29 protein-coding genes and 2 riboswitches are annotated in these 26,508 nt (G+C 69.0%); of the genes, 5 read left to right on the forward strand and 24 right to left on the reverse strand.

Annotated features, from left to right (window positions below; genetic code table 11):
- Positions 1 to 185: 185 nt before the first annotated feature.
- Genes ACFQV6_RS17210 through ACFQV6_RS17225 form a run of 4 tightly spaced genes read right to left on the reverse strand, consistent with a single transcriptional unit; the run spans position 186 to position 4,656 of the window.
- On the reverse strand, positions 186 to 818 hold the full coding sequence (locus tag ACFQV6_RS17210) for an ATP/GTP-binding protein (protein WP_378028500.1): 633 nt from the start codon (positions 816 to 818) through the stop codon (positions 186 to 188).
- On the reverse strand, positions 799 to 1,161 hold the full coding sequence (locus tag ACFQV6_RS17215) for a DUF742 domain-containing protein (RefSeq protein ID WP_378028501.1): 363 nt from the start codon (positions 1,159 to 1,161) through the stop codon (positions 799 to 801). The genes ACFQV6_RS17210 and ACFQV6_RS17215 overlap by 20 nt, the downstream gene beginning before the upstream one ends.
- A gap of 43 nt (positions 1,162 to 1,204) precedes the next feature.
- On the reverse strand, positions 1,205 to 1,612 hold the full coding sequence (locus ACFQV6_RS17220; protein ID WP_378028502.1) for a roadblock/LC7 domain-containing protein: 408 nt from the start codon (positions 1,610 to 1,612) through the stop codon (positions 1,205 to 1,207).
- Complete coding sequence (locus ACFQV6_RS17225; RefSeq protein ID WP_378028503.1) at positions 1,609 to 4,656, reverse strand: nitrate- and nitrite sensing domain-containing protein; 3,048 nt, start codon at positions 4,654 to 4,656, stop codon at positions 1,609 to 1,611. The genes ACFQV6_RS17220 and ACFQV6_RS17225 overlap by 4 nt, the downstream gene beginning before the upstream one ends.
- A 576-nt stretch (positions 4,657 to 5,232) precedes the next feature.
- Here ACFQV6_RS17225 and ACFQV6_RS17230 point away from each other — a divergent pair.
- The 4 genes from ACFQV6_RS17230 to ACFQV6_RS17245 all read left to right on the forward strand — a co-directional run bounded on the left by ACFQV6_RS17230 (position 5,233) and on the right by ACFQV6_RS17245 (position 10,574).
- Positions 5,233 to 6,663, forward strand: coding sequence for a hypothetical protein (locus ACFQV6_RS17230; RefSeq protein ID WP_378028504.1), 1,431 nt, complete (start codon positions 5,233 to 5,235; stop codon positions 6,661 to 6,663).
- Between the two features lie 115 nt (positions 6,664 to 6,778).
- Positions 6,779 to 7,198, forward strand: coding sequence for a ribonuclease domain-containing protein (locus ACFQV6_RS17235; RefSeq protein ID WP_378028505.1), 420 nt, complete (start codon positions 6,779 to 6,781; stop codon positions 7,196 to 7,198).
- A 210-nt stretch (positions 7,199 to 7,408) separates the two neighbouring features.
- Positions 7,409 to 7,483, forward strand: a riboswitch (cyclic di-GMP riboswitch).
- Positions 7,484 to 7,512: 29 nt separating this feature from the next.
- Positions 7,513 to 7,938 (forward strand): hypothetical protein, encoded by a 426-nt coding sequence (locus ACFQV6_RS17240; RefSeq protein ID WP_378028506.1) that lies wholly within the window; start codon positions 7,513 to 7,515, stop codon positions 7,936 to 7,938.
- 92 nt (positions 7,939 to 8,030) lie between these two features.
- Positions 8,031 to 10,574, forward strand: coding sequence for a hypothetical protein (locus ACFQV6_RS17245; protein WP_378028507.1), 2,544 nt, complete (start codon positions 8,031 to 8,033; stop codon positions 10,572 to 10,574).
- Positions 10,575 to 10,582: 8 nt separating this feature from the next.
- Here the strand turns inward: ACFQV6_RS17245 and thiC are convergent, their stop codons facing one another.
- The 9 genes from thiC to ACFQV6_RS17290 form a co-directional block, all read right to left on the reverse strand.
- Positions 10,583 to 12,085 carry a phosphomethylpyrimidine synthase ThiC gene (gene thiC, locus ACFQV6_RS17250; protein ID WP_378028683.1) on the reverse strand — a complete coding sequence of 501 codons (1,503 nt, stop codon included), beginning with the start codon at positions 12,083 to 12,085 and terminating at the stop codon, positions 10,583 to 10,585.
- 77 nt (positions 12,086 to 12,162) lie between these two features.
- Positions 12,163 to 12,930 carry a bifunctional hydroxymethylpyrimidine kinase/phosphomethylpyrimidine kinase gene (gene thiD / locus ACFQV6_RS17255; protein WP_378028508.1) on the reverse strand — a complete coding sequence of 256 codons (768 nt, stop codon included), beginning with the start codon at positions 12,928 to 12,930 and terminating at the stop codon, positions 12,163 to 12,165.
- Complete coding sequence (locus tag ACFQV6_RS17260; RefSeq protein WP_378028509.1) at positions 12,927 to 13,631, reverse strand: thiamine phosphate synthase; 705 nt, start codon at positions 13,629 to 13,631, stop codon at positions 12,927 to 12,929. Before ACFQV6_RS17260 ends, thiD begins: the two co-directional genes overlap by 4 nt.
- Positions 13,625 to 14,374 carry a thiazole synthase gene (locus ACFQV6_RS17265; protein ID WP_378028510.1) on the reverse strand — a complete coding sequence of 250 codons (750 nt, stop codon included), beginning with the start codon at positions 14,372 to 14,374 and terminating at the stop codon, positions 13,625 to 13,627. The genes ACFQV6_RS17260 and ACFQV6_RS17265 overlap by 7 nt, the downstream gene beginning before the upstream one ends.
- Positions 14,371 to 14,571 carry a sulfur carrier protein ThiS gene (thiS, locus tag ACFQV6_RS17270; protein WP_378028511.1) on the reverse strand — a complete coding sequence of 67 codons (201 nt, stop codon included), beginning with the start codon at positions 14,569 to 14,571 and terminating at the stop codon, positions 14,371 to 14,373. Before thiS ends, ACFQV6_RS17265 begins: the two co-directional genes overlap by 4 nt.
- Positions 14,562 to 15,587 carry a glycine oxidase ThiO gene (gene thiO, locus ACFQV6_RS17275; RefSeq protein WP_378028512.1) on the reverse strand — a complete coding sequence of 342 codons (1,026 nt, stop codon included), beginning with the start codon at positions 15,585 to 15,587 and terminating at the stop codon, positions 14,562 to 14,564. Before thiO ends, thiS begins: the two co-directional genes overlap by 10 nt.
- Entirely contained in the window at positions 15,584 to 16,165 is a 582-nt protein-coding gene (locus tag ACFQV6_RS17280) for a thiamine phosphate synthase (RefSeq protein WP_378028513.1), read from the reverse strand. Before ACFQV6_RS17280 ends, thiO begins: the two co-directional genes overlap by 4 nt.
- Positions 16,152 to 16,262: riboswitch (TPP riboswitch) on the reverse strand. It overlaps the preceding gene by 14 nt.
- A gap of 34 nt (positions 16,263 to 16,296) precedes the next feature.
- Positions 16,297 to 17,943: an ABC-F family ATP-binding cassette domain-containing protein gene (locus ACFQV6_RS17285; protein ID WP_378028514.1), complete on the reverse strand. Its 1,647-nt coding sequence runs from the start codon at positions 17,941 to 17,943 to the stop codon at positions 16,297 to 16,299.
- Positions 17,944 to 17,972: 29 nt separating this feature from the next.
- Positions 17,973 to 18,590, reverse strand: a complete 618-nt coding sequence (locus ACFQV6_RS17290) for a class I SAM-dependent methyltransferase (protein WP_378028515.1) — start codon at positions 18,588 to 18,590, stop codon at positions 17,973 to 17,975.
- A 96-nt stretch (positions 18,591 to 18,686) separates the two neighbouring features.
- Here ACFQV6_RS17290 and ACFQV6_RS17295 point away from each other — a divergent pair, with 96 nt between their 5' ends.
- Entirely contained in the window at positions 18,687 to 19,478 is a 792-nt protein-coding gene (locus tag ACFQV6_RS17295; protein WP_378028516.1) for a hypothetical protein, read from the forward strand.
- Between the two features lie 67 nt (positions 19,479 to 19,545).
- On the opposite strand, the gene truA is transcribed toward ACFQV6_RS17295, so the two are convergent.
- The 11 genes from truA to ACFQV6_RS17350 form a co-directional block, all read right to left on the reverse strand.
- Positions 19,546 to 20,361: a tRNA pseudouridine(38-40) synthase TruA gene (gene truA / locus ACFQV6_RS17300; protein WP_378028517.1), complete on the reverse strand. Its 816-nt coding sequence runs from the start codon at positions 20,359 to 20,361 to the stop codon at positions 19,546 to 19,548.
- 92 nt (positions 20,362 to 20,453) lie between these two features.
- Positions 20,454 to 21,050 carry a 50S ribosomal protein L17 gene (gene rplQ, locus ACFQV6_RS17305; RefSeq protein WP_378028518.1) on the reverse strand — a complete coding sequence of 199 codons (597 nt, stop codon included), beginning with the start codon at positions 21,048 to 21,050 and terminating at the stop codon, positions 20,454 to 20,456.
- Between the two features lie 36 nt (positions 21,051 to 21,086).
- Positions 21,087 to 22,109: a DNA-directed RNA polymerase subunit alpha gene (locus ACFQV6_RS17310; RefSeq protein ID WP_014440749.1), complete on the reverse strand. Its 1,023-nt coding sequence runs from the start codon at positions 22,107 to 22,109 to the stop codon at positions 21,087 to 21,089.
- 95 nt (positions 22,110 to 22,204) lie between these two features.
- On the reverse strand, positions 22,205 to 22,831 hold the full coding sequence (gene rpsD / locus ACFQV6_RS17315; RefSeq protein WP_378028519.1) for a 30S ribosomal protein S4: 627 nt from the start codon (positions 22,829 to 22,831) through the stop codon (positions 22,205 to 22,207).
- A gap of 13 nt (positions 22,832 to 22,844) precedes the next feature.
- Entirely contained in the window at positions 22,845 to 23,252 is a 408-nt protein-coding gene (gene rpsK, locus ACFQV6_RS17320; RefSeq protein ID WP_014440747.1) for a 30S ribosomal protein S11, read from the reverse strand.
- 17 nt (positions 23,253 to 23,269) lie between these two features.
- Complete coding sequence (rpsM, locus tag ACFQV6_RS17325; RefSeq protein WP_378028520.1) at positions 23,270 to 23,650, reverse strand: 30S ribosomal protein S13; 381 nt, start codon at positions 23,648 to 23,650, stop codon at positions 23,270 to 23,272.
- A gap of 172 nt (positions 23,651 to 23,822) precedes the next feature.
- On the reverse strand, positions 23,823 to 23,939 hold the full coding sequence (rpmJ, locus tag ACFQV6_RS17330; RefSeq protein ID WP_014440745.1) for a 50S ribosomal protein L36: 117 nt from the start codon (positions 23,937 to 23,939) through the stop codon (positions 23,823 to 23,825).
- A gap of 112 nt (positions 23,940 to 24,051) precedes the next feature.
- The gene (gene infA, locus ACFQV6_RS17335) at positions 24,052 to 24,273 is read right to left on the reverse strand and encodes a translation initiation factor IF-1 (protein WP_007073013.1); all 222 of its coding nucleotides are present in this window, start codon (positions 24,271 to 24,273) and stop codon (positions 24,052 to 24,054) included.
- Between the two features lie 236 nt (positions 24,274 to 24,509).
- A complete protein-coding gene (locus ACFQV6_RS17340) occupies positions 24,510 to 24,947 on the reverse strand; it encodes a DUF1707 domain-containing protein (RefSeq protein WP_378028521.1) in 438 nt (145 codons plus the stop codon).
- 33 nt (positions 24,948 to 24,980) lie between these two features.
- The gene (gene map / locus ACFQV6_RS17345; protein WP_378028522.1) at positions 24,981 to 25,811 is read right to left on the reverse strand and encodes a type I methionyl aminopeptidase; all 831 of its coding nucleotides are present in this window, start codon (positions 25,809 to 25,811) and stop codon (positions 24,981 to 24,983) included.
- Position 25,812: 1 nt separating this feature from the next.
- Positions 25,813 to 26,466, reverse strand: coding sequence for an adenylate kinase (locus ACFQV6_RS17350; RefSeq protein ID WP_378028523.1), 654 nt, complete (start codon positions 26,464 to 26,466; stop codon positions 25,813 to 25,815).
- Between the last annotated feature and the right edge of the window lie 42 nt (positions 26,467 to 26,508).

Genomic DNA, 26,508 nt, shown 5'->3' on the forward strand with positions numbered 1-26,508 from the left:
ACGGTGGGCGGTGACCCGACGGCCCAGATGCCACCCGACCCTACGGGCCGGGCAACAACAAGGCTCCACCAATGAGCAGCGGTCCGTACGCACCACCCCGCCACGACATCAAGCTCTTGACCTTGAACGTCGACATCAAGCTCTTGACCTTGAAGTTGGCCTTCCGCGCCGGCCGGACGCGCGATTCAGCCCACCGTTGCTGGGTGGCCCTGCTCGTGTTCGGCGACCAGGGTGGCCATCGCGTGCTCGACCACGCCGATCAGCACCGCCTTGACCGACTCACGGTGCCGCGCGTCGCACATCATCAGCGGCACACGCTGTGGGATGGCGAGGGCCTCACGGACCTCCTCCGGTTCGTAACGCGGCGCGTTGTCGAAGCAGTTGACCGCGACGAGGTACGGCAGGTGCCGGTTCTCGAAGTAGTCCAGCGGAGCGAACGCGTCGGTGAGCCGCCGGGTGTCGACGAGTACCGCCGCACCGACCGCGCCCCGGATGAGCTCGTCCCACATGAACCAGAACCGTGTCTGGCCTGGCGTGCCGAACAGATAGAGGATGAGATCCTCGGCCATGGTGATGCGGCCGAAGTCCATCGCCACCGTGGTGCTGCCCTTGCCTGGCACCTTCGACGCGTCGTCGATGCCGGCACCGGCCACTGTCATCACCGCTTCGGTGGTCAGCGGTTCGATCTCGGAGACCGCACCGACGAGGGTCGTCTTGCCCACGCCGAAACCGCCCGCCACGACGATCTTCGCGGAGGTGATCTCCGTGGGATGCGTCCCCGATCGCGTCCCCGCCCGTTCAGAGCTTTCGAAGTCCACTCAACACCCTTCCCAGCAGATCCATCCGCTCCACGAACCCAGTCTTGGGAGCGGCACTGTGCAGCTGTAGCAGCCCGTCGGCGACCATGTCGGCGACGAGCACCCGGGTAACCCCCAGTGGCATCCGGGTGAGCGCCGCGAGTTCGGCGAGCGATTGTGCTTTCGGCTCACACAGCACGGCGAGGCGGTACTTGTCGTGTCCGGCGAACCGCGCCTCTTGCACGGCTTCCGGGCTGGCGATCAGGACCGCCTCGATCGGGATGTCCCTGATCGGTTCGGTCCGGCCGCGGGTGACCGCGTACGGCCGCACCAGGTTGCCCCGGGGATCGTGCGGCTCTGTCATGTCGCGGTCACCTCGTCTCCACCAAGGGTGGCACCCCCGGCGTCTAGTGGCTGACGGCCTCGCGTGGCGCCGGCGACAGTGCGGCGCCGACGCGTTCCACCAGCAGGGCCATCTCGTAGCCGACCTGGCCGACGTCGCAACTGCGAGCCGCCAGCACCGCCATCGAGGAGCCATCGCTGATGGTCATCAGGAAAAGATAGCCGCTCTCCATTTCGATGATGGTCTGTTGCACCTCACCGGCACTGAACATTCGCGACGCGCCGTCAGTGAGACTGACCACCCCACAGGTGATGGCGGCCAGCTGTTCGGCCCGGTCGGTTGGAAGATCGCGGGACGAGGCCAGCAAGATGCCGTCCGCCGAGACCGCGACGACGTGTGCGATACCGGCGACGCTGTCGGCGAAGTTGCTGAGCAGCCAGCCCATGTCATGCATGGTGGGGGGCCTGGTCACTGTTCGTTCTCCTTAGGAACCCGTGTGGCCGGGGCGCCGGATTCGGCAACGCCGTCCGTCCGCCCTCGTTGCACTCCCCTGTGATACGCGGAAAGTAGCCCGCGAACCTCATCGGGACTGCGACGGTTCTGCGCCCGCGGCGCGTTTTGCACCCCTCCGGGTACGAGTTGCGCCTGCGGGATCCTCTTCGGTAGCCCGGACCGGGTGCTGCCGGCGTCCTGAGGTACGGCCGCGACCATCGCCCGGTGCCAGCCCTCGTCGGCCGCCGTGCGCCAGCGGTCCTCGGCGGAGCGCGGCTGCCGGGGAATGTCGGCGCCATTGCCGTTCGACCTGGCCGGCGGTGCGCTCACCGGGGGGGCACTGACGGGAGGAGCACTGACGGGAGGAGCACTGACCGGAGGGGCGCTGACCGGCGGCGCACTCGTCTGCGGTGCCGGCATCGCGGACACCTGACGCACCTGGTCGGTGTCGGGCGGAGGCGCGTAACCAGCGGTCGGCATGCCCCGCTGGCCGGCCACGTCCTCGCCGCCGGCGAACCAGCTGTGCTGCATCTCCACCTGGATCGGCTGGTGCATCGGCGTGGTCTCGGGCAGCGGCGGAAGCGCTGCCATCGCGGCTCCCCATCCCGGTGCGCTGACTCCGGCGGGCTCGGCCCCGAACGGAATCGGCGGCGCGACAGGCATCGCGGGCATCGCGGGCGAGACGGGCCTGGCGGGCATCGCGGGCGAGACGGGCCTGGCGGGCGGCACGGCGGGAGAGTTTGGCCTCGCGGGCGAGGTGGGGATCGCCGGGCCGGTGGCGTCGGCCGGCTGCGGGCTGCGGCTGGGCAGCGGCGGCCGGTCGGGGGTGGGCGCCAGATCCAAATCGGACGGTTGCGGCACCACCGGGAGCACCGGCATCACCGGCGGGCGGAAGGAGGGCTCCGCGGCGGACCGCATCGGTGCCCGTGGCTCGGGGATGCGGGGCGGCCCGGCAGTCAGCTGCGGCGGCGGTCCGGCACTCAGATGGGGCGGCGGGCCGGCGGCCATCTGCGGTGGCGGCCCGGCGGTCAGTTGGGGCGGCGGGCCGGGACGGGTCCAGCTGGCCGCTCGTACCGGCGCGGAGGGCACCCCGGGCATCACCACGATGTCGGAGGGGAGGCTGACCTCGGCGATGGTGCCGCCGTCATAGCCGGGTCGCAGCTCGACGCCGATGCCGTGCCGGGCGGCGAGTCGCCCGATCACCGCGAAGCCCATCAGCCGGAAGACCGAGACGTTGACCTCGGTCGGTTCGGCGAGCCGCCGGTTGATCTGCTCCATCTGCTCGGCGGAGATGCCGAGACCACGGTCCTCGACCTGCACCACGGCGTGATCCCCGGTACGCCCGCCGTGCGCCACCACCACGGTGTTCGGCGGGGAGAAGCGGGTGGCGTTGTCGAGCAGTTCGGCGATCAGGCGTACGACGTCGTTGACGGCGGCCGCACCGATCAGGATGTCGGTGTCCAGTGAGCCGAACTCGATCCGGTGGTAAAGCTCGACCTCGGACTGCGCGGCGCGCAGCGCGTCGATCAGCAGCGCGTCCTCGCGGCGCGGCGCACCCACGTCGGCGCCCGCCAGCACCAGCAGGTTCTCGTCGTTGCGGCGCATGCGGGTGGCGAGGTGGTCGAGTTCGAAGAGGCGGGCCAGCCGCTTCGGGTCCTCCTCCAGCCGCTCGATCTGGTCGAGCTCGCCGATCATCCGGTCGACGAGCGCCTGGCTGCGCCGGGCCAGGCTGAGGAACATCGCCGAGACGCTGGTCCGCAGCGCCGCCTGTTCGGCGGCGACCCGGATGGCCTCCCGGTGCACCATGTTGAACGCCTCGGCGACCTGGCCGAACTCGTCGCTCTCGGTGACCCGGATCGGGTCCCGGGTCTGCTCGAGAATCCGGTCGACGCCGCCCTCGCCCAGGTTGTCGGCATCCTGCAGGCGGTGCACCGCATCGGGCAGGTCACGGTTGGCCACCGCCAGGGCGCCCTCCCGCAGGCGGCGGACCGAGAGGTGCAGCGCGCGGCCGAGGTAGAAGGCGATGGCGATGGCCGCGATCAGGACCAGCAGCACCACGATGAACTCGATCGTCGCGCGCTGGGAACTGGACTCGCTCTCGTCCTCGGCGACGGTCACCACGTAGCCCTCGAGCTGCCGCTCGGCACCGCGGAACAGCTCGGTCACGTCGGTGAAGGCTTCGCTGATCTCGAACGGCGTGGCGGCGGACGGGCCGGTCAACCTGGTCGCGAGGTTGTCGGCGACGGCAAGCGCCTCGTTCTCGATGACCGAGTCGACCAGGGCGACCTGCTGACGGCCGGCGACGGCCCGGAAGTCGTTGAGAGCGTCGGTACGGATGGCCCGGGCGCCGGCGAGGGCGTTCCGCCGGTCCGCGTTGAAGTCGTTGGTCAACCGGGCCACATAGGTCACTGCCGCCTGGTCGGCCGCGGCGGCCGCGGCCTTGGTGTAGAAGGCCAGTGCCTTCAGGTTGTCGGCGGCGGCGCCGGGCTCGGTGACCTGGCTGACCGCGGCCTCGTATCCGGTGAGCCCGGAAAGGGCGTCGCTGTAGCGCCGGGCGACGTCGGCGACGTCGGCCTCCCGCTCGTTGACACCCTCACGGGCTCCGTCCAGGGTCTTGAGCTGCTCGTCGATCAGGTTCAGCCGGTCGTTCACCCGGCCCGGGACCTCGGTCAGCCCGGAGCGGTTGGCGCGGAAGATGTCGACCTGCGCGTCGACTGCCTTGACGGCCTCACGGAACCCGGTCGCCGCCGTTGCCGGCACGGCCAGGTAGGTGATGGCGGCCATCCGCTCGTCGTGCAGCAGGCGGGTCAGGCTGGAGAGGTCGATGCCCAGTTCGGCGAGGTAGGCCACCCGGGCCGCGTCGCTGGCACGGTCGCTGACGTCGACGAGCCGTACGGTCGCGAGCGCCAGCACCGCGGCCAGCGGCAGAACGAGCAGCGCGGCGAGCTTGGACCGAAGCCCCGCGTCCCGCAGGCGCGGGAAGCCCCCACGTCGCGCAGCCAGGGCCGAGGATCCCGTGCTCACGACATCTCCTTAGCGATCGTCCCCGCCCCGATCGGACGTCGGAGCAGGAGGCCCGTCAGAGGCTGCGGTCCGGCCCCGTCCGATGCCCGCAGCAGGGCCCGCGCCGTTTTCGGCACGGCGGCGATTTCATCAGAACGCCGGACCCTTTGGGAAGCCTGGATCCTCCCGGAAAACGCTTGGCCGTCCTGGTGATAAGCGCGCGCGGAGGCTGATCTTGGTCGCGTTCCCGGCGTTGACGTGCACGAATACGTCACACGCAACCATCCGTAACGACACCGTCACCGAACACCTTCGCCATTCCAACCACTATGTGGGAAATCTGTCCCGCGGCCTCGATTTTCGACTGCGTCTCACGTTCGCAAAGATTGACGAGAGGCGACGGACCACCTGTCCGTGTCGTGCAGTGTCCACTCCGGACGGTCGTGCTGGCAAATTCCAGTACGTCAACCAGAAGTCACCCTGCGTGGCCGAATTTAAACGACGTTAATCGATGTTTGAAGATCGTGACTTTAGGCTGCCTTAAGAAGCGAGTACCGGACTGGCGCGTCGCGCGGAACATTCCGTAACGTGCCCGGCATGGCATTTCGGAGCTGGGTGAAGCTGTTGGCCACGACCGCCTTGGCGGCAGCGGTGGTCGGAGCCGGCCAACTCGGCATCGCCTACGGGCTCGGTATGGTGCGTCTCGATCTGAACCTCGACGTGACGCTGCGTGATCAATGGACCGCTCAGCTGGCCTGGGTCGCCTGGATCACGATGACCGCCGCGGCCATCGGCACCATCGTCGGCACCGGCATCCGGCCCCGCTGGCGGCCCCAGCCGGTGGGCATCGGCGGGGCGCTCGCGATGGGCATCGCCGCGAGCTTCGGGGCGCTCGCCGTCCTCCCGCTCACCATGCAGCCCGCACGAGCCGCGCAGATCGACGGCGTACGGCCGGTGTTCGTCATCGGCGTGTGTGCCGGCCTCGCCGCGGCGGTGGGCGTCTTCGCCGCCTGGGCCGTCGCGGCCAAGGCGGTGGCCCGCTGGAACCTGGCCACCCTGACCATCCTGATCTGGGTCGTCGGCCTGGTCTCCGTCGCACCGTCACTGCTGCCCGGCCGCACCCCCACCGCGCCGCGCCTCGGCGTCCTGGAAGGCAGCCTCATCCCGGACGCGATCGCCGAGCGGACGCCGTTCGTCACCATGCCGGTCCTCGCCCTGCTCGCCGGCCTGGTGCTCGGCTGGGTCGCCCGCGGCCGCCGGAAATCCACCATCGCCGTGGCCCTCACCGGCCTCACCGGCCCCGCGGTGCTCACCGTCGCCTACCTGATCGCCGGTCCCGGCGGCGGCGCGACCGGTTTCACCCTGAGCCCGTACTGGGCAGCGATGATCGCCAGCGGCGCCGGCGTCCTCGGCTCCGTCCTGGCCGCGATCGGGCGCGGCGCCCCCGCGACCACACCCGCCGAGGCATCGGACCAGCCCGGCGGCACCCCGTCGAGCACGTCACCCGAGCCCGCCGCCGACCACCCGCCGCTGCCCCAGCGCAACGCACCGAACCAGTCGGCGATCGCGGTGGCCGCGGCCACCGCCGCCCAGCGCCCGGAAGCACAGCTGCGCCCCTCCGACACCGGCGTGCTGACGGCCGACCGCCCGCATCCGCTGGCGGACCTGGCCAACAACACCCCGGCCAACGCGGCCACGTCACCCTCTTTCTCCGGTACGGCCAAGCCCGCTCCCCACGTCTCGCGGGCGCCCGCCCCTCACGTTCCCGGAACGCCCGAACCCCGCTTCTCCGGCCAGCAGGCCCCGCAACCCAACCCGGCACCCAGCGCCCGCCGCGGCTGGCGCACCCGCCGCCCCGCCAACGACAACCCGCCCGCCCACACGCCGTCGTTCAACGGCTTCACCACGGCCCAGCCCACGCAGCCCGCCCAGCGCGCACCGCTCGTCCCCGACTCGATCTCCCCGCCGCCCCCGGGCGTGAAGGAGTCCGAATACGTCAACTGGGTGAACGGCCTGGGCAGCGCCTGAAAACTCGCTGAACGCCAATGGAATGACCGGACCGAGAGGTACCGCGAAGCCCGCAAAACGTTGACGATTGTCGATGTCCCGGTCTCTTCCCCGACGGCATCGGAGTCAGATCAGCATGATGTCCCGCATCGGCCGGCTCCTCTCCGGCCTAGCCCTGGTCCTAGCCCTCTCCGGAACAGCGCTCGTCGCCCCCGCCGTGGTGGCGCCAACACACACCGACGCGGCACAGGCGGCCGTCTACAACTCCTGCACCATCAGCCGCTGCTCAGCCGCACGAACCGCCTTCACCGGCTGGGCGTCGCTGGGCTGGCCGACCACCGCCGGCTGGTACTCGTGGCCCTACGGCAACTACAACTACACCGGCGGCCGCTTCTACAACCGCGAGGGACAGCTGCCCTCAGCCACCTACGGCGAATACGACGTCTACTCCCGCAACCGCGGCGCCGCCCGCGACGCGTACCGGATCGTCGTCAACCGCAGCACCCGGGCCGCGTATTTCACCCCGGATCACTACGTGACCTTCTACAAGCTCTAAAACACTTCTTGCGTACGCCCGCAGCGGTCGTCTCCTGACGGCCGCTGCGTTGACGTCTGCCCGATTTCCCAGCCCTCTCCGCAACCCGATAGCACCCCCCACGGCCTCAGGTGCGGAAACAGCAGAAAACTCTCCCCCTAAGCCTTAGCCACCCCCCGCTTCCGCCGAACAACCTGGCGCAAGCGCAGAACGAAATCGAGCATCCGCTCAGGCCGTAAAACGCAAACCCGGCGCAAGCCGGGGACGCAAAGCCACAGGGCCCACCGGGCCGGCTGGGCTACCGACCAAGGGGAGATCCTAATATGCGTAACATCATGCAGCTTCTGGCTGGCGTCGCTGTCGCCGGTGTCGTGGCCACCGGCGCCACCGCCTTCACTGCCCCCGGCCTGCTGCGCGGTGCCGGTGCGACCAACGCCATCTCGGGTGGTATCTCGGGCAGCGTCGCTGTCGACGGAGCGACGCTCGACAACGTAACGATCACCAACTCCACCGCCACGCCGGGCCAGTACGAGGAGATCCAGGTGACGGTCAAGTCCGTCACCGGTACCGCTCCGATCGTCTCCGGCACCGTGACTGTCACCGTCACCGCCGGTACCAGCACTGGATCCGACGCCCTCATCGGCAACGCCGTACCGTGCCTCTACTCGGGATCCGGTGGCGTGTGGAACTGCTCGGACGCGACCGACGAGTGGACGGCCATCACGGCCCTCAAGGTTGAAGTCACGAACGGCGACGTCTAGTCACCCTAGGCTGAGCTGCGAAGTCAGCCCTCAGATCTCAGGCAGACCTGTCTGACGGAGTCGCTATACAGCCGCATGTTAGACGCCTGACCATGGCCGCCATCCTCGCGATGGCGGCCATCGGCGCGTGGGCCGTGAACACGGACCAGGTCGGATATGTGGTCACTCATGGCGTCAGCATGCAACCGCAATATCATGCCAACGATCTGGTCGTCCTCGTCAAGTCCGATTCCTATCAAACGGGTCAGATCGCCGCTTACCATGGGGCAGGTGGACGCGTCGAGGTTCTGCATCGCATCATCGGCGGCGACGCGACCAGGGGTTTCCTCTTCAAAGGAGACAACAATCCATCCCCCGATGCCGAGAGGCCTACGGCAGATCAGATAATCGGCCAGGCCGTTCTGCACATACCGAACGGTGGCACCTGGCTGAAGCCGATGCTCAGCCCAACCGGCCTCGGGATGATCGGCTTCCTGATCATCAGCGGGGGCGCGACGGCGGTCAGGACCCGGCGCGACATCCCGCGCGGTCGCCGGAAGAAGAAAGTGAAGGGCATGTCTGGCGGAGGCGGCTCCTTGGCGACTGCGGCGGCCGTGTTCAAAGCGGTCAGCCGCCTGCATCCAGCGCTTCGTGCGCTAGCCGTCATGACCGCGCTCTGCGGTGTCCTCGGAGTCACCGCGGGTGTACTCGGATGGATGAAGCCAGCCACGGAAATCATCACGGGCGCGGGCATGGCCGGCGAGTCGATGACCTTCTCCTACACCGCCGACGTCCCCCGATCCGCCGCGTACGACGGCACCACGGTCAACTCTCCCGACCCGATCTTTCGCAAGCTCGCCAGCGTCGTGAAACTGCGCATGGATTACACGGGCAAGCCAGGCCGCGTCGCGGTCAACGCCCGGCTTTCCGCCCAGAACGGCTGGCACGGCACCCTTCAGCTGTCACAGGAGAAACCCTTCACCGCCGGCCGTTACACCGACACTGTTCTCCTTGACCTGAGTGCGCTGGAGCAGCGTGCCACGGAAGCCGGCAAGGCGATCGGTGCCGACATGGGCGCGATCACGATCGCCATCACCGTCCCGGTTCAGCACAACGACGGTACGACCTTCGAACCGAAGCTCGCGCTCAACCTTGCGCCGCTCCAACTCACCCTGGCGAGCGGCCCGGAGACCCTGGTCGTCGATCGGTCCAGTGCGGGCGCCGGCAGTTCGATCCAAGACCGGCAGATCGGTGCCTTCGGCTACGACGTTCTCACGGCCGCGGATGCTCGCCGCTATGCCGTCTACCTGCTGCTCATTGCGATCGTCGGCGCCGTTTTGATCGCGATGATGGCCATGCGCCACGTCCCCCTGCGCACCCGAGCTCAGATCGAGCGCCGCTATCCCCACCTGATCGTTCCGATCGAGCCGATGGCCAGTCCCCCGGGCAAACCGGTGGTCCTCGTGGACACTTTTCCCGCGCTGGTGAAGCTCGCGGAACGCTACGGCCAGATGATCCTGACCTGGACCCGGCCCGACGGCTCCGACGACTTCATAGTTCGGGATGAGGGGATCACCTACCGGTATCGGATCCTCTCCGAAACACCTGAACCCGAAGCCCAGCCGCTCCCCGCCGAGCCCGCCCCGCCCACTCCCGCGAAGAGTCCCCGCGCCCGGAAAGCCACTCCCGTCTCAGGCCCGGCCCCCGCCGCCGCCCTACCCGCCGCGCCGACTCAACCCGAGCCAGCCGAGCCGACCGAGCCGGCTGAGCCGGCTGAGCCTGCCGAGCCTGCCGAGCCTGCGGAGTCCAAGACAGCCCCAGCCGACGAAGCGGACCAACAACCAGCCGCACCGACCGAGCCCGAAACCGCTCCGGCCGACGAAGCCGCCCCGCAACCGACCGAGGCCGAAGGCACCAACCCTCAGCCGACTGATGCGGAAAGCGCCGACCCTCAGCCAACCGAGACGGACGCCAAGACGGCCGATCCGCAGCCGGACGAGGCTGACAAGGCCGAGCCACAACCAGCCGAGCCACAACCAGCCGAGCCACAGCCAGCCAGGGCCGAGGCTGAGGCTGAGGCTGACCAGTCGGAGAAGCCGGATTCGGAGAAGCAGCCCGAGCCCGCTAAAGCCACCCCCGCAAGAACTCCCGCCAAGCGAGCCCGCCGCCCCAGACCCAAGTCGGCTCCCGAAGGCGAAGACACTCGCACGGAAGGCGAAGGCAGACACCGAGCCCAACCCGACCCGGCCGAGCCTTCCACCGAGCCGGCGGAAGCCATCACCCTCCCGCAACAGCCGCCGGTAAAAGCCCCTAAGAAGCGCACTGCCCGCAAACCCAGCCCCCGCAAGCCAATCCCTGAGCCCGCCCCCGAACCCACGCCCTTCCGCAATGAAGCCGCCCTGACCGCAATCCTGGAATCCGAACGTCAAGCCCTGCAGGACCTGGCCGAACGCAACGAGGCCCTCAGAGCCGAAACACCCCAGCCCCACAACGACGCCCCGAAGGCAGAGGCCGCCGAACCCCAACCCGAACCCGAATCAAGGGCCGAACCCGAGCCCGAACCGAAACCCGAACCCGAGCCCGGACCAACCGACGACCCCCGAGAGTCGATCTACGACTTCCTACCGCCCTCGAAGCGCCCACCCCACAACCGCTGACAACAACCTCAAGCAGGCGTAACCGGCAGATAGACCCGTCCACCAGCCTCCACGAACTCGGACGACTTCGCCTTCATCCCCGCCGCCCGCAGCTCGTGGCTGATCTTCATCGAGCAGAACTTCGGCCCGCACATCGAGCAGAAATGCGCGGTCTTCGCCGGCGCCGCGGGCAACGTCTCATCGTGATAGGCCCGCGCCGTATCGGGATCCAGTGCCAGCTCGAACTGGTCCTCCCACCGGAAGTCGAATCGCGCCCGCGACAGCGCGTCGTCCCACTCCTGCGCCCCGGGATGCCCTTTGGCCACGTCAGCCGCATGCGCCGCGATCTTGTACGCGATCATCCCCGCCTTGACATCCTCCTTGTTCGGAAGACCCAGGTGCTCCTTGGGTGTCACGTAGCAGAGCATCGCCGTACCGAACCATCCGATCATCGCCGCCCCGATCGCCGACGTGATGTGGTCGTACGCGGGCGCGATGTCGGTAGCCAGCGGCCCCAGCGTGTAGAACGGCGCCCCGCCGCACAGCTCAACCTGCAGATCCACGTTCTCCTTGATCTTGTGCATGGGTACGTGGCCGGGCCCCTCGACCATGACCTGCACGTCGTACTCCCATGCGATGTGCGTCAGCTCCCCCAGCGTCCGCAACTCGGCGAACTGGGCCTCGTCGTTGGCGTCGGCGATCGATCCCGGGCGCAGCCCGTCCCCGAGCGAGAACGTGATGTCGTACTCCCGGAAGATCTCGCACAGTTCCCGGAAGTGCGTGTAGAGGAAGTTCTGCCGGTGCTCCGCGAGACACCAGGCCGCCATGATCGCCCCACCGCGGGACACGATTCCGGTCACCCGTGCCGCCGCCAGTGGTACGTGCTCCAGCAGCACCCCCGCGTGGATGGTCATGTAGTCCACGCCCTGCTCGGCCTGTTCAATAACGGTCTCCCGGAACAGTTCCCAAGACAGGCGAAGCGGGTCCCCGTTGACCTTTTCGAGGGCCTGATAGATGGGAACTGTCCCGATCGGCACGGGCGAGTTCCGTACGATCGCCTCTCTTGTCTCGTGAATTCGCGGCCCGGTCGAGAGATCCATCACGGTGTCGGCGCCCCACCGTGTGGCCCACGTCAGTTTTTCCACCTCCTCGGCGACCGACGAGGTCACCGCCGAGGTGCCGATGTTCGCGTTGACCTTCACCAGGAACCGGGACCCGATGATCATCGGCTCGGACTCGGGATGGTTGACGTTGGCCGGCAGCACCGCGCGCCCCGCCGCGATCTCGTCCCTGACCAGCGACGACGAGACACCCTCGCGCACCGCGACGAACTCCATCTCCGGCGTGACGATTCCGGCCCGGGCGGAGGCCAATTGGGTACGCCCGGTTCGCCACGGTTTCCGCAGCGGCGGCAGCCCCACCTCCGGATCGCTGCCGGGACCGGACGTGTCATAGAGCCGCACCGGCGCGTGGCCGCCGCTCAGCACCACTTCGGTGAACGGAACACCCTCCACATAGACCTTACGTCGCACGATCCATACCTCCCATATAGTGATAAACCCGGCATCGAACGGCAGCGAGGACACACGATGCCGCGCCACCGGGACTCCTAGACGGACCAGCCGAAGTGATCCAGCGGCCCAGGCCCGTTCCCCAGCCGCCATGCGCTGCCACCGAGCAACCCGCGCCGCACGTACTCCTTCGCCGCCACCACCGCCGCCGGCACCGAGTCACCCTCGGCCAGCCGCACCGCGATCGCCGACGAGAACGTGCACCCGGACCCGTGGTTGTTCACCGTGGACACCGGCTCGCCGCGCAGCAGCACCGTCTCACCGGCAAAGTGCAGGACGTCCAGCGCCAGATCACTTCCGGTCACCACCACCGCGCGCGGCCCGAGCTCCGCAAGCTCGCCCGCCGCCACGATCATTTCCTCGGCCGTCTCGACGGGCCTGCCGAGGAGGGCGCCGGCTTCGTGCCGGTTCGGTGTCAGAACGCAGGGGTACGAGCAAAGCGCGCTGACTACCGATACTTCACCGAGCCTGCTACCCGCTGTGGCAACCAGAACCGGGTCCACGACAAGGTTCGGCAGGTCCCCGGCCCGTGAGGCGATCACCTTCGCCACCGCCGGATCGGACACCATCCCGACCTTCACCGCCGCCACCGGCAGGTCGGCGAGCACCGCGTCCAGCTGCGCCGCCACGTTCTCGGCCGGCACCGGATGGATCGCCGTCACACCCAGCGTGTTCTGCGCCGTGACCGCCGTGATCACCGAAGTCCCGAACGCACCCAGCGCCGCGAACGTCTTCAGATCCGCCTGAATCCCGGCGCCCCCACCCGAATCCGACCCCGCAATCGTCAACACCACCCGAGGCGTCACCCCGTCCCCCCAACCCGGCTGGCCGTGGGTGCTGCCTCAACCCGCGCGACACCGCGCTGGAAGCCAGCCACCCCAACCCGGCTGGCCGTGGGAGCCGTCTCGGACGCCGCGACACAGCCCTGGAAGCCAGCTGGGCGGGCGGCCGTGAAGGCAGCGGACAACTCACGGGCTGTCCGCTCGGGATCAGGGGACCGCATCACCGCACCCATCACCGCGATTCCCGCTGCCCCGCCCGCGGCGCACTCCCCCGCCCGCGCACCCGAGTCGATCCCACCGAGCGCCAGCCACGGCACCGGTGCCCGCATCTCAGCGGCACCCGTGACCCCGAGCGCCGGCCCGTACCCCGGCTTCGACGAGGTCGGATAGACCGGCGACACCGTCACATAGTCCACACCGGACAGGTCCTCGGATCCGTGCCACGAGCGCCCCACCAGCGCGACCGACGCGGGCCTCGGGTCCGTCCCCGCGAGGTGCACCGCCGAGCCGCCGAGCGGATCCGGCCCCGCCACGATCAACCGCCCCGGCGGTACCACCGGCCGGAGTATCCGGGCGAGGGTCGCGCGTTCGGCGTACCCCAGATCCTTCTCCCGCAGAACGACCCACCCGGCGCCGCCGCGGACCGCCGCCCGGACCACCTCGACGAGCGGCCCGGCGGCGGATCTCCGATCGGTGAGCACAACGAGCCCGCCCGGCGTCACCACACCGGAATCCCCTCGTCGGCGGTGGACGCGACCGCGTGGAAACGGCGCGGAATGCGCCCGGCGGCCCTGGCCAGACGACCGGCCCGGACCGCGTGCCGCATCGCCGCTGCCATCGCCGCCGGATCCTCGGCCCGGGTGATCGCGCTGGCGATCAGCACCGCGTCGCAGCCCAGTTCCATGGCGAGCGCCGCGTCCGAGGCCGTCCCGATTCCGGCGTCCAGGACCACCGGCACGTCGACGCTCTGCCGGATCAGTTCGATGTGGTGCGGGTTGGAGATCCCGAGACCGGAACCGATCGGCGAACCGGCCGGCATCACCGCGGCACATCCGGCGTCCGCGAGACGGCGGGCCAGAATCGGATCATCACTGGTGTACGGCAGAACCGTGAAACCATCCGCGACAAGGATCTCCGCGGCCCGCAGCAACTCCACGCCGTCCGGCAGCAGGGTCCGCTCGTCCCCGATCACCTCGAGCTTGATCAGTTCGGTCTCGAACGCCTCCCGCGCCATCTGCGCCGCCTTGACCGCGTCACCGGCCGTGTAGCAGCCCGCGGTGTTCGGCAGCACCTGTACGCCGAGGCGGTCCAGCATCGGCAGCAGTCCCGGCCCGGCCGCCTCGACCCGGCGCAGCGCCACCGTGACCAGCGTCGTCTCCGAGGCCCGGATGGCGTCTTCGAGTGCGGAGAGGCTGTTCGCACCACCGGTGCCGAGGATCAGCCCGTTCTCCGGTAGAAACATGATCATCCTCCCTGTGCGGCGGTGAGCACCTCGACCTTGTCGCCGTCGGCCAGGTCGACCGCGGACCACGTCGATCGCGGCACGACCGTCCCGTTGACAGCGACCGCCACACCGCGGTTCGCCGAGGTGATCTCGGCGACCAGCGCCGCAACCGAGCAGATGTCGGGCCGACTACGCGGCTTCCCGTTGACCGTCAGGCGCATCCGAACCTCCCGGGTTCGAAGGATTCCAGCAGGGGGTCGGCCGATCCGGTCAGAACCAGATCGGCGATGAGCCGGGCCGTGATCGGCGCCAGCAGCACGCCGTTGCGGTGATGGCCGGCCGCTACCACCGTCTTGCGGCTGTCGTCGAGATGTCCGAGCAGCGGCGCGTTGTCCGGCGTTCCGGGCCGATGCCCCACGGTGAACTCGGTGATCTCGTGCTCGGCGAGCCCCGGTACGAGATCGAGCGCGGCCCGGAGCAGGTCGTGCACGCCACCGGCGGTGAGCGCCCGGTCGGTCCGTTCCTCCTGGGTGGCTCCGACGACCACCTCACCGTCAGCGCGCGGAACGAGGTAGACGTGCCGCCCGTCGGCCGTACCGTCGATCACGTGCCGCAGCACGCCGGGCTCTCCGCGCAGGCGCACCATCTGGCCTTTCACCGGCCGGACCGGCAGCCCGGTGAGCGCCGCCGTGCCGCAGCCCGCCGCGACCACGCACCGCTCCTCGTCCAGTTCGGACAGGTCGGTGACGCGCCGCGTCAGAACCCGCCCGGCGAGGCGGATCCGCAGCGCCGCGACCACCTTCCGCGGATCGACCTGCCGCTCAGCCGGCGCGAAGACACCCGCCCGAATCCGGGGTGACAGCGCCGGCTCCCGATCACGCAGCTGGCTTCCGGTCAGCGGGGTCAGTTTCTGGTGCTTCCACTCCCGGGCCGATTCCGCGACATCATCCGCGGTCAGAGCCACACCGAGCGTCCCGGCATCGTCGTAGCCGACGTCACCGAGCCCGTCGGCGAACGCCGGCCACAGCTCGTTCGACGCCTCCAGCAGCCGGATGAGGTGCGGATATTCGAAGGCCGACTCCCCTCCGGGCGCCAGCATCCCGGCCGCGACGTGCCAGGCACCATCCGTACCGTCCGGCGACGGGTCGTAGACGGTCACATCCGCCCCGCGCCGCAGCAACTCCGCCGCGATCGCAAGCCCGATGATCCCGCCGCCGACAACAGCGACGCGGCTCATCGCAGGACCGCCGAGAACTCCGCAACCGCCCCCTTCGGATCCCCCACGAAGGCGGAGACCGCCGCAACACCGTGCACCGCGAGCAGCGGCACCCGTTCCGCGGTGATACCGCCGATCGCCAGGACCGGCGTACCCGGAACCGCCTCGGCGACAGCCGCGATCGCTGCCGGTCCGAGCGGCGGCGGCAACCCGTCCTTGGTGGACGTCTCGAAAGCCGGCCCGACACCGAGATAGCTCGCCCCATCGGCCACCGCCGCGCGGGCTGCCGCGGGGGTACGACAGGTGGCGCCCACGACCGCATCCGGACCCAGTACCCGGCGAACGGCCGAGACCGGCAGATCGTCCGCGCCCACGTGCACGCCGTCCGCTCCGGCCGCCAGCGCCACGCCAACTCGGTCGTTGACCAGCACCATCGTCCCGGCCGGCCGGCAGAGCGCAACCGCCTCCACAGTCAGCGCATAGGCCGAAGCGTCGGTGCTCTTGACCCGAATCTGGACCGCCACGTCGGGGAGCCCTGCCACACCACGAACGACATCGATGGAATCGGTGATGACGTGGATGCGAGGAAACATCGACACTCCTCCCTGCGCCGGCATTACCCGGATCAGGTTCGACGGTCGGGGGCGGCGTCAGCCCCCCTCTCAGCCCGTTGCCCGGACTCCCGTGGGGTTGTTTGTAACCGGACCATAACCGGTCCGTGACGAGAAAACTAGCGGACGTCCCAGACCGGCTCCGGCACCTCGACCACCTCGCCGTCGCTCCTGAACAGCACGAAGCGATCGAAGGAACGCGTGAACCACCGGTCGTGGGTGACCGCTATCACCGTGCCGTCGAACGCCTTCAACCCCTCCTCCAGAGCCTCCGCCGACGCCAGGTCCAGGTTGTCCGTGGGCTCGTCGAGCAGCAGCACGGTAGCCCCCGAGAGTTCCAGCAGCAGCACCAGGAACCGAGCCTGCTGTCCACCCGAGAGGGTCCCGAACCGCTGATCACCCTGTGCGGCCAGTTCGTACCGGTTGAGGGCCTTCATCGCACCCGCACGGTCCATTCCGGACCGGTGCTCGTCACCTCGCCACAGAATCTCGACGAGCGTCTTCTGCAGCAGCTCAGGCCGGTCGTGGGTCTGCGAGAAGTGCCCGGGGCGGACCCGGGCGCCGAGCCTGGCGCGGCCCTCGTGAGCGACGTGCGACAGCGGCGCACCGTCGACCGGTTTGTGCTCCAGGTCGGGCTCACTGCCGCCGGCGGCGAGCAGCCGCAGGAAGTGCGACTTGCCGGTGCCGTTCGCGCCGAGGACTGCCACCCGATCGCCGTACCAGATCTCCAGGTCGAAGGGGAAAGTCAGGTTCTCCAGTTCGACGCCCTCGCAGATCACCGCCCGCTTGCCGGTACGCCCGCCCCGCAGGTTCATCCGCAGCGACTGCTCCTTCGGCGGCAGCGGCGGCGGCCCCGCCTCCTCGAACTTGCGCAACCGCGTCTGCGCGGCCTGATAGCGCGAGGCCAGCCCGTCGTTGTAGGCGGCCTTGTTCTTCAGCGTGAAGACCAGTTCCTTGAGCTTCTCGTGCTCCTCGTCCCAGCGGCGCCGGTTCTCCTCCATGCGGTCGTGCCGGTGCAGCCGGGCCTCGTGCCAGGAGGCGAATCCGCCCGGATGCGTCCAGGCGCTGCCGCCCTCCACCGCGACCACCCGGTCCGCGGTCTGCGCCAGCAACTCCCGGTCGTGCGAGACGTAGAGCACCGATTTCTGCGACTCCCGCATGCGCTGCTCCAGCCAGCGTTTGGCGGGCACGTCGAGAAAGTTGTCCGGCTCGTCGAGCAGCAGCACCTCGTCGGTGCCGCGCAGCAGCAGGTCCAGGGCGAACCGTTTCTGCTCACCACCGGAGAGCGTCCGCACGACGCGGCTCTTGGTCTCCTCCCACGGCTTGCCGAGGATCGCCACGGCCACCGTGTCGAAGAGCACCTCCGCCTCGTAACCGCCGGTCTCGCCCCAGTGTGCGAGCGCGTTCGCGTAGGCGATCTGGCTCTTCTCGGTCTCGTCGAGGGCCTCGGCCGCGCGCCGCAACCGTTCACCGGCCGCGCTGAGGGCGGGGGTCACCAACGACAATGCAAGATCTTCGAGGGTACGGTCATCGCCGATCATGCCGATGAACTGGCGCATCACGCCCAGCCCGCCGGCCCGCGCGATGGTGCCGGACTGTGTCGGGATGTCCCCGGCCACCATCCGCATCAGCGTGGTCTTGCCGGCACCGTTCGGCCCGACGAGAGCCACCTTCGCCCCTTCGCCGATCCGGAACGACACGTCGGCGAAAAGCTCACGCCCGTCCGGAAGCACGAACCCGGCACCGGCGACATCCACGTAACCCATGCCCGGCATCCTCCCTCGTGGGCGCGCGACTAGTCAGCCGAATTTCCGGTGACCCGGAGCACCCGGAAGCCCTTCTGGCTGGCCACCCGCTCGACCGTCCAGCCGTTCCCGACGAGCCAGCTGTGCAGCGAGTCACCACCGAGGTTGCGGTTGATCACCAGCCAGGCGGTGCCGCCGGGCGCCAGGCGGGGCAGCCAGCGCTCCATGATGGCGTGCAGCTCCGCCTTGCCGACGTGGGTCGGCGGGTTGCTCCAGATCTGCGCGAACGTCACGTCGCCGGGCACCTCGTCCGGCGCGGCGACCCGGATCCGGTCGCCCAGCTCGAGTTTCGCCGCGTTCTCCGCGGTCAGCTCCCGGGCCCGCGAGTTCACGTCGACGGCGTAGACGGTCGTCGCGGGTGCCTCGCTGGCGAGGACGCACGCGATCGGACCGTAGCCGCAGCCGAGGTCCAGCAGGGTGCCTTCGGTGGCGGGACCGGGAAGGCCGGCCTTGCGCAGCAGTACGGCGGTGCCGGAGTCCAGCCGCCCGGCCGAGAACACCCCGGAGGCGACAGCCAGCCGGTAGTTTCGGCCGGCGACGCTGAACTCGATCTCGCCCCGCCGGAACGGCGCTTCGGGCTCGGCGGTGAAGTAGTGGTCGGCGCTCACCCGCCAAGTCTCCCGCCGCCAGGTTACGGGTCACCCGGCGGGGTGGCGGACAAGCTGTGCGTTCATAGATCAGCGTGCGCGCCTAGCTTGGGGTCCATGCGGTACGCCACCCCAACGCGCTCCGCCCACCGCGCCATCCCGGCCGGTAGCCTCGCCCTGCTGGTGAGGCACCCGGGTCCCATCGGTCAGCATCGCTACCACCCAGGGGTCCGGACCCGGCCGCACCGGCACGTCCGGCGGAACCCGCACCAGACCGCCCACCTGCTCACCCGCGGCCTGGCCGCCCTCATCGTCGCCGGCATCTTCGTGATGCTGGCCGTCCTCATCGTCGCCGACGAACGTCACCCCACCACGTCCGCGGGCCACACCACCGCGGAGATCGACCGTCTCCTCGCATCGCGCGCCGTTGATCCGGCGCCGTTGTCGGAGACCGAGGTCTTTCCCGCCGGCTCCGCGTCCTACGCGCTGGGCAAAACCGGCCTCACGGCCGACTGCACGGTCGCGGTCACCGGCACGTTGCGCTCCACACTGCAGCGGTACGGGTGCACGCAAGCAGTTCGTGCCGCTCTGACCGTGCCGTACGCCGACTACCGCATCACCGCCGGAGTGCTGAACCTGCCGGACACCGCGGCCGCCACGGCCCTCGGCACCCAGATCCGCGAGCAGGTCGTGACGGCTGACGGCGGGTTCTCCGGGATGAGTGGCGAGGAGCCCGGACCGGGCACGCCGATCGTCTGGCGCACCCGTGGCCACTACCTGATGTACTGCGTGATCACCGGCCCGAACGGCGAACTCCTGCCCGCCGACGACCCCCGTGTCCAGCAGATCACCCACGACCTGGTCGACGTCCACCTCGCCGAGACCGTCCTCCCCCGCCGAGCAACCTGACCCCACCCACGGCTGGCTCCCAGTGCCGTCTCAACGCACCTGACACAGCACCGGGGACCAGCCGGTGTTACGCGCGGAGGCGGCGGGTGGCTTCGGCTCGGGCGGCGTACTCAGTCTGCTCGGGATAGCCGACGGCGATCAGCGTGAGGCCGTGCGCGGGTGCCACGGTCACCTCGCTGGAACGCTCGCGCAGGGTCAGCAGGCGGGCCGGCCAGTCCGGCTCGCGGCGCCCGTCGCCGACCGTGAGCATCGCGCCGACCAGGCTGCGGACCATGGCCTGGCAGAACGCGTCCGCCTGCACGGTCGCCACGCAGATCCGGTCCGCGTCACGCCGCCACTGGAGCCGGGTGATCGCCCGGATCGTGGTGGCGTGCTCCTTGCGCTTGCAGAAGGCGGCGAAGTCGTGCTCGCCGACCAGCCCGGCAGCGGCGGCGTTGAGCCGGTCCAGGTCGAGGCGCCGCAACCAGCCGAGGGTGTCGTGGCGGCGCAACGGCTCCGGGCCCCAGGGGTCGTCCGAGACGCGGTACTCGTACCGGCGGAAGGTCGCGGAGAACCGTGCGTCGAAGTCGGCCGGTACCGGGGTGACCGATCGGACCCGTGCGTCCGGCGGCATCAGCGCGGCCAGCCGCCGCAACAGCGAGTCCGCCAGCCGCTCCCAGTCCTCCACCGGCAGGTCGACATGGCAGACCTGACCGGTGGCGTGCACCCCGGCATCGGTACGCCCGGCGACGGTCAGACCGAGCGGAGTCTCCGCACCGACCAGGCGCCCGAACGCCTCGGTGAGGACGCCGGCGACCGTCCGCCGTGCGGGTTGCGCGGCCCAGCCCGAGAAATCGGCGCCGTCATACGACACGTCCAGTCGGAGACGAATGGAATCCGGCATACGGCGGAGCGCTCCTCGCGTACAAAATGGTTGTTCTTGAACGGAAAAGACCCGGCACCCAGAAAGGGTGCCGGGTCTTTGCTACCTGAAGATCAGGCCTTGACGTCGTCGCCCTCGGCCTGAGAGCCGGGGCCTTCGGCGCCCTTGTCGCCGGACGCGTTGACCGGAGCCTCAGCGTCCTGGTCGGCTGCCTGGTCGGCGACCTGCTCCGCGTCCTTGTCGGCGGCGGCCGTCTTCGGCGCCTCCTCCTCGGGCGCGAGCGCCTCGACCTTGGCCTGCTGCGCGGCGGCCTTGCGGGACTCCTTCGACGGGCCGGTGGTGGCCGCGACCTGGAGCTCCTCGACCAGCTCGATGACCGCCATCGGAGCGGCGTCACCCTTACGCGGGCCGATCTTGGTGATCCGGGTGTAGCCACCGGGACGGTTGCTGTACCGCGGAGCGATCTGCTCGAACAGGGCGTACACGACGTCCTTGTCCTTCACGACGGTCAGGACGCGACGACGGGCGTGCAGGTCGCCGCGCTTGGCCTTCGTGACGAGCTGCTCAGCCAGCGGGCGCAGCCGCTTGGCCTTCGACTCGGTGGTCTTGATCTTCCCGTGCCGGAAGAGCTCGGTGGCCAGGTTGGCCAGGATGAGCTTCTCGTGTGCCGGGCTACCGCCGAGGCGGGCACCCTTGGTGGGCGTGGGCATTTCAGATGCTCCTTGAGGAAATGGCGCAGCCGAGCTTTAGAGCTGCTCGGTCTCGCGGTAGTCGTCGGTGTCGTAGTCCACGTCGCCGAACGAGTCGACCACGTGCGCGGGGTCGAAGGACGGCGCGCTGTCCTTCAGGCCCAGGCCCATTCCGGCGAGCTTCATCTTGACCTCGTCGATCGACTTCTGGCCGAAGTTCCGGATGTCCAGAAGGTCAGCCTCCGTACGCCCTATCAACTCGCCCACGCTATTGATGCCTTCACGCTTGAGGCAGTTGTACGACCGGACGGTGAGGTCCAGCTCCTCAATCGGAAGGGCCAGGTCGGCAGCGAGCTGCGCGTCCTGGGGCGACGGGCCGATGTCGATGCCCTCGGCGGTCTCGTCGAGCTCACGGCACAGGCCGAACAGCTCCACGAGGGTCGAGCCGGCCGAGGCCAGCGCGGTCCGCGGGGAGATCGACGCCTTCGACTCGACGTCGATGATCAGGCGGTCGAAGTCGGTCCGCTGCTCGACACGGGTCGCCTCGACGCGGTAGGTGACCTTGAGAACTGGCGAGTAGATGGAGTCGACCGGGATGCGGCCGATCTCAGCGCCGGCGCTCTTGTTCTGCGCCGCCGTGACGTAGCCACGGCCACGCTCGACGGTCAGCTCCATGTCGAGCCGGCCCTTGCTGTTCAGCGTCGCCAGCTTCAGGTCGGGGTTGTGCACGGAGACACCGGCCGGGGGCTGGATGTCGCCGGCGGTCACGTCGCCCGGCCCCTGCTTGCGCAGGTACATGCTGACCGGCTCGTCGTGCTCGGAGCTGACGGTGAGCTCCTTGACGTTCATGACGAGCTCGACCACGTCCTCCTTGACACCGGGGATCGTGGTGAACTCGTGCAGCACGCCGTCGATCTTGATGCTGGTGACCGCCGCGCCCGGGATGGACGAGAGCAGGGTCCGGCGCAGGGAGTTACCGAGGGTGTAGCCGAAGCCCGGCTCCAGAGGCTCGATGGTGAACCTGGAGCGGGTCTCGCTGAGCGACTCCTCCGAGAGGGTCGGCCGCTGGCTGATGAGCACGCTGTTCTTCTTTCTGTCAGGCCACCCGCTATTTGATGGCCGTCTGTCTGCCTTTCGAAAAGTGCCGGCCCGAAGGCCGGCACTTTCCCAAGCACTTACTTCGAGTAGAGCTCGACGATCAGCTGCTCCTGGACCTGCGTGTCGATGACAGCGCGAGCCGGGAGCGTGTGGATCAGGATCTTCATCTCGCTCGGGATCGGCTCCAGCCACGCCGGAACCGGCCGGGAGCCCGCCTGGGCCTGCGCGATGACGAAGGGAGTCATTTCCTTCGACTTCTCGCGGACCGTGACGATGTCGTGCTCCTTCACCCGGTACGACGGGATGTCGACCTTGACACCGTTGACCAGGAAGTGGCCGTGCTTGACCAGCTGCCGGGCGGCGTCGCGGGACGGCGCGTAGCCGGCCCGGTAGACGACGTTGTCGAGACGGGTCTCGAGGATCTGCAGCAGCACCTCACCGGTCTTGCCGGGCTTGGTGACAGCCTCTTCGTAGTAACCGCGGAACTGCTTCTCGAGCACGCCGTACGCGCGGCGGGCCTTCTGCTTCTCGCGGTGCTGGAGCAGGTACTCGGTCTCCTTGGTCCGGCCGCGGCCGTGCTGGCCGGGCGGGAAGGGACGCGACTCGAACGGGCACTTCGGCCCGTCGCACTTGCTGCCCTTGAGGAACAGCTTCATCTTTTCGCGGCGGCACCGCTTGCAGTCCGGTCCGGTGTAACGAGCCATGTCTAGTTCTCCCTCAGACCCGGCGACGCTTCGGCGGCCGGCAACCGTTGTGCGGCTGCGGCGTGACGTCGGAAATCTGTCCGACCTCGAGGCCGGCGGCCTGCAGCGAGCGGATCGCGGTCTCCCGGCCGGAGCCGGGTCCCTTGACGAACACGTCGACCTTGCGCATGCCGTGCTCCATGGCACGACGGGCGGCCGCCTCGGCAGCGAGCTGCGCGGCGAACGGGGTCGACTTGCGGGAGCCCTTGAAGCCCACCTGGCCGGACGAGGCCCAGGAGATGACAGCACCGGTCGGGTCGGTGATCGACACGATGGTGTTGTTGAAGGTGCTCTTGATGTGCGCCTGCCCGTGGGCGACGTTCTTGCGTTCCTTGCGCCGAACCTTCTTTACAGCGGCTCCAGCGCGTGCCTTCGGTGGCATTAGTCAGTGCGCTCCTATTACTTCCGACCGGGCTTCTTCTTACCGGCGACCGTGCGCTTCGGACCCTTGCGGGTACGAGCGTTGGTCCGGGTCCGCTGTCCACGCACGGGCAGGCCCTTGCGGTGGCGGATGCCGGCGTAGCAGCCGATCTCAACCTTGCGGCGGATGTCCGCGGCGACCTCGCGGCGCAGGTCGCCCTCAACCTTGAAGTTGGCCTCGATGTAGTTCCGGAGCTGAACCAGCTCCTCTTCACTGAGGTCCTTGGCGCGCTTGTTCAGGTCAATCGCGGTAGCAGTCAGTGCCTCGACGGCACGGGTACGACCGATGCCGAAGACGTAGGTGAGCGCGATCTCCATCCGCTTTTCGCGGGGGAGATCCACGCCGACGAGTCGAGCCATAAGTGGGCGTACTCCTCAGGTGTCTCACGGAGGTCTGTGCCCGACCCACCCCGCCTGCCCGGGCGGGCCCCGGCCTCCGACCGGGGGTTGGCCGCCTGCCACCCATGTTCACGGGCGGCGACGCGGCTGGGACGAGCTTGTGCTGTGGTGCGGATCCTGCGTTGCGGCTGTATCAGCCCTGGCGCTGCTTGTGGCGCGGGTCGGTGCTGCAGATGACCATGACCCGGCCGTGCCGCCGGATGACCCGGCAGTTGTTGCAGATCCGCTTGACGCTCGGCTTGACCTTCACGGTTTGCCTTAACTCTCAGTCAGGACGGGATGTGGAGAGACCCGCGAGACCCGTTGATGCACCGCCCTCAACCCGGCGCCGGGCCGCAGGCCCTTGCCACGTTGAGAACAGTTCACTTGTAGCGGTAGACGATGCGCCCACGGGTCAGGTCGTACGGCGAAAGCTCGACGACGACCCTGTCCTCGGGAAGGATGCGGATGTAGTGCTGGCGCATCTTCCCAGAGATGTGTGCCAGGACCTTGTGACCATTGGCGAGCTCAACGCGGAACATTGCGTTCGGCAGGGGCTCGATCACTCGGCCTTCAATCTCGATGGCTCCGTCTTTTTTGGGCATGTCCTCCGCTACCTGACATCGGGTTCGTGGGCAGGCGTTCACAACGTCTTACCCGAGCCGGAAATTTCAGCTCGGACCAGCCGCGGCTCCCTCGTCCTCGAAGCGCTGAGGACATGAAAGAGTGGACGCTGTGCGCCAGCAAGCCAGTCTACGCGCCCACCACAGGGACACCAAACCGAGGGTTCCGTACCCCGGAGTCGGGCGTGTCTGTGCCGGACATACCTGACGATATCGTCTCAGTGGCGGCGCTTGTTCCGGTCTCCCAGATGCGCCACGAGCGCGAGGACCACGGGGATCAGCACCCAGCCCGGCCAGAAATACTGCACGTGGCCCGACGAGAGACTTGTCATCGCCCAGACCAGCGTGCAGACCAGGAAGACACCGACCATGCCGCCCAGCCCCTTGCTCCGGCCACCGTCCTCGTGCCCGGACGGCGCACCGTGGTGCACCGGAGCCGCGTGGTGCGGCTCGACCTGTGACTTGCGCACCGGGACAGTGCCGGGCAGATCGTCGAGCAGGCCGTCCAGGTCCTTGAACGTCTTCGCCGCGTAGGTCCTCTGGAGACGCTCGTCATACTCGCCCAGATCCAGCCGGCCCTCGTCCAGCGCTGTCTTCAGCTGATCCGCGACCCTCTGCCGATCGGCGTCACCGGCCCGCATCCCCTCGTGCACCATGCGTCACAGCATGGCAGCCGAAGACCACCTCGGCTATGCCTGGCGAGCGGTCACCAGATCGCCGAGACGGGCCCGGCCGCCGTCGTGGGCGGTCGTCACCCAGACCCCGTCCGCCAACAGCGCCATGGTGTGCTCGACGTGCGCGGCACGGGAGTTGTCCCGCGTCACCACGGTCCAGCCGTCGTCGAGCTCCACGGTCCGCGGTGAGCCCATGGTGATCATCGGCTCGATGGCCAGAGCCATGCCGGGTACCACACGGATGCCGCGCCCGGGCTTGCCGTGGTTGAGCACGTGCGGGTCCTGGTGCATCTCGGTACCGATGCCGTGGCCGCCGTAGCCGTCCACGATCCCGTACCGGCCGGCCTTGCGGATCACCTTCTCGATGTTGAACGAGATGTCCGTCAGCCGGCCCCGGCCGTTGGCGACACCCCGCGCCGCCGCGGCGATGCCGGCCCACATCGCGTCCTCCGCGACCTCCGCCATCCTCAGCAGGGCGGGATCGGTCTCGCCGACGCCGACGGTGATCGCCGAGTCGCCGTGCCAGCCCTCCAGGATCGCGCCGCAGTCCAGCGAGATCAGGTCACCCTCGCGCAGGATCTGCTCCGTACTCGGGATGCCGTGCACGACCTGCTCGTTCACCGAGGCGCAGATCGAGGCCGGGAAGCCGTGATAGCCCTTGAACGACGGGACCGCCCCGGCACCGCGGATCACCTTCTCGGCGATCGCGTCCAGGTCACCCGTCGACACACCGGGCGCGACCGCGTCCCGCATCGCGTCGAGTGCGGCCGCCACCACCAGGCCGGCGGCACGCATCAGCTCGATCTGCTCCGGTGTCTTGATCTGAACATCCTGCTGACGAGCCATTTCAGCCGCCGTAGGACCGCAGGGCGTCGATAGCGCGCACGGTGACGTCTTCCACCGGGCCCGTCGCGTCGATGCCCACCAGCTTGCCCTGAGCGCCGAAGAAGTCGACGAGCGGAGCGGTCTTGTCCGCGTACTCGACGAGCCGGTTCGCGATCGTGTCGGCCTTGTCGTCGTCACGCTGGAACAGCTCGCTGCCACAGCGGTCGCAGATGTTGTCCTTGCTCGTCGGGTCGAACTCGACGTGCCAGATCTTGCCGCAACCACGACAGGTCCGGCGGCCCGAGAGCCGCCGGATGACCTCGTCGTCGTCAACCACGAGTTCCATCACGATGTCCAGTGCGGTGCCGAGGTCGGCCAGGAGCTTGTCCAGCGCGGAGGCCTGCGGGACGGTTCGGGGGAAACCGTCCAGCAGGAAGCCGTCGCTGGCGTCCGGCTCAGCGAGCCGGTCGCGCACCATGTTGATCGTGACCTCGTCGGGTACGAGCTGCCCGGCGTCCATGTAGCGCTTGGCCTCGACGCCGAGCGGCGTGCCCTGCGAGACGTTGGCCCGGAAGATGTCCCCGGTCGAAATCTTCGGTACGGCGAGATGGGCAGCGATGAACTCAGCCTGGGTCCCCTTGCCGGCCCCGGGAGGGCCCACCAGTACCAGCCGCACCTACATCGCCTCGCTTCGGTCAGGAGAGACCACGCCTACCGT

The sequence above is a fragment of the Actinoplanes sp. GCM10030250 genome (genome assembly GCF_042666575.1).
In the GTDB taxonomy this organism is placed as follows: domain Bacteria; phylum Actinomycetota; class Actinomycetes; order Mycobacteriales; family Micromonosporaceae; genus Actinoplanes.

Coding starts and splice junctions, on each gene's coding strand:
- ACFQV6_RS17215 (WP_378028501.1), bottom strand. CDS start 1,161: ATGACAGAGCCGCACGATCCCCGGGGCAACCTGGTGCGGCCGTACGCG.
- ACFQV6_RS17230 (WP_378028504.1), top strand. CDS start 5,233: ATGGCATTTCGGAGCTGGGTGAAGCTGTTGGCCACGACCGCCTTGGCG.
- ACFQV6_RS17235 (WP_378028505.1), top strand. CDS start 6,779: ATGATGTCCCGCATCGGCCGGCTCCTCTCCGGCCTAGCCCTGGTCCTA.
- ACFQV6_RS17240 (WP_378028506.1), top strand. CDS start 7,513: ATGCAGCTTCTGGCTGGCGTCGCTGTCGCCGGTGTCGTGGCCACCGGC.
- ACFQV6_RS17245 (WP_378028507.1), top strand. CDS start 8,031: ATGGCCGCCATCCTCGCGATGGCGGCCATCGGCGCGTGGGCCGTGAAC.
- ACFQV6_RS17265 (WP_378028510.1), bottom strand. CDS start 14,374: ATGATCATGTTTCTACCGGAGAACGGGCTGATCCTCGGCACCGGTGGT.
- thiS (WP_378028511.1), bottom strand. CDS start 14,571: ATGCGCCTGACGGTCAACGGGAAGCCGCGTAGTCGGCCCGACATCTGC.
- thiO (WP_378028512.1), bottom strand. CDS start 15,587: ATGAGCCGCGTCGCTGTTGTCGGCGGCGGGATCATCGGGCTTGCGATC.
- ACFQV6_RS17285 (WP_378028514.1), bottom strand. CDS start 17,943: ATGGGTTACGTGGATGTCGCCGGTGCCGGGTTCGTGCTTCCGGACGGG.
- ACFQV6_RS17295 (WP_378028516.1), top strand. CDS start 18,687: ATGCGGTACGCCACCCCAACGCGCTCCGCCCACCGCGCCATCCCGGCC.
- truA (WP_378028517.1), bottom strand. CDS start 20,361: ATGCCGGATTCCATTCGTCTCCGACTGGACGTGTCGTATGACGGCGCC.
- rplQ (WP_378028518.1), bottom strand. CDS start 21,050: ATGCCCACGCCCACCAAGGGTGCCCGCCTCGGCGGTAGCCCGGCACAC.
- rpsD (WP_378028519.1), bottom strand. CDS start 22,831: ATGGCTCGTTACACCGGACCGGACTGCAAGCGGTGCCGCCGCGAAAAG.
- rpsK (WP_014440747.1), bottom strand. CDS start 23,252: ATGCCACCGAAGGCACGCGCTGGAGCCGCTGTAAAGAAGGTTCGGCGC.
- rpsM (WP_378028520.1), bottom strand. CDS start 23,650: ATGGCTCGACTCGTCGGCGTGGATCTCCCCCGCGAAAAGCGGATGGAG.
- infA (WP_007073013.1), bottom strand. CDS start 24,273: ATGCCCAAAAAAGACGGAGCCATCGAGATTGAAGGCCGAGTGATCGAG.
- ACFQV6_RS17340 (WP_378028521.1), bottom strand. CDS start 24,947: ATGGTGCACGAGGGGATGCGGGCCGGTGACGCCGATCGGCAGAGGGTC.
- map (WP_378028522.1), bottom strand. CDS start 25,811: ATGGCTCGTCAGCAGGATGTTCAGATCAAGACACCGGAGCAGATCGAG.